Genomic DNA, 601 nt, shown 5'->3' with positions numbered 1-601 from the left:
ATCTTCCGCTTTTATTGCCTTGACCGCCGCTTCCCGCGATAAGCCCAGAGCGGTAATGCGTTTAATTCGTTCCTCCTTTGTTCCGACGGCAGGCTTTGCTGCTCTTGCATAGGTTGCTTTTACGTCAAAAGACGGCTTTCGCGGAGCCGACTTTCCCCGTTTTGTCGAACCTTTTGACTTTTCAGGCTTCCCTTTTGGATCATATTCTACTACTGTTACGATTCGGGGCGTCAGCGCATCACTTTTTCGCTCGCGAGCCCAAAACTCGTCCGTCTGGGCTACCGCTCGCTCCGCTGCCTCCCGCGAAGCTCCGTACCTCATAAGTTCTTTAATCCTATCTTCCCGACTCTTTTTTTCTTCATCCCAAAGAAAATTCGACTTGGCGGGAACGGATGCCGTTTTACGGGGCTTCTCCGATTTTTCGGAACTTGTGCCGTCGCCGTATTTGCGGTCATATTCTGCCCGCAGACGGTCATGTTCCGCCTTATACTCCGCATACTGTTTTTTATTCGTGCGTTCCCATTCGGTTTTCGTACAGTTCTTTGTTTTTCCCATCATCTCGCTTATCGCGCGCATTTCTTGGGTTAATTCTTTCCTTGTC

At 49.9% G+C, this 601-nt stretch carries 1 protein-coding gene; it reads right to left on the bottom strand.

Annotated features, from left to right (window positions below; translation table 11 throughout):
- A partial coding sequence (locus ESZ91_RS11690) for a hypothetical protein (protein ID WP_161971167.1) occupies positions 1–601 on the bottom strand: 601 nt, incomplete at both ends.

It is taken from the genome of Candidatus Borkfalkia ceftriaxoniphila (assembly GCF_004134775.1).
In the GTDB taxonomy this organism is placed as follows: Bacteria; Bacillota; Clostridia; order Christensenellales; family Borkfalkiaceae; genus Borkfalkia; species Borkfalkia ceftriaxoniphila.
This window is presented reverse-complemented; position numbering and strand designations above follow the sequence as displayed.